1 protein-coding gene is annotated in these 282 nt (G+C 69.1%); it reads right to left on the bottom strand.

All coding sequences use genetic code 11. The features are described 5' to 3' along the window. Window positions 1-282, bottom strand: a 282-nt coding sequence (locus ACFIF2_RS35985) for a ketoacyl-synthetase C-terminal extension domain-containing protein (RefSeq protein WP_395577502.1), incomplete at both ends; no start/stop codon positions are given.

Here is a 282-nt window from a genome sequence, read left to right as displayed (position 1 = left end):
CCACCCGCATCAGACTCCGGCACCGCCTCCTCCGCCGGCGGCTCCTCAAGAATCACATGCGCGTTCGTCCCAGAGATACCGAACGACGACACACCCGCCCGCCGCGGACGCCCCTCCTCCGACGGCCACTCCCGCTCCTCGGTCAGCAACCGCACCGCACCCGAGCCCCAGTCCACCTCACCCGACGGCTCGTCCACATGCAGCGTCCGAGGCAGCACACCCGCCTGCATCGCCTTCACCATCTTGATCACGCTCGCCACACCCGCAGCAGCCTGCGCATGA

Source organism: Streptomyces sp. BK79 (genome assembly GCF_044142145.1).
Lineage (GTDB): Bacteria > Actinomycetota > Actinomycetes > Streptomycetales > Streptomycetaceae > Streptomyces.
Note: the sequence above shows the minus strand (reverse complement) of the source record. Positions and strands in the feature narration are given on the sequence as shown.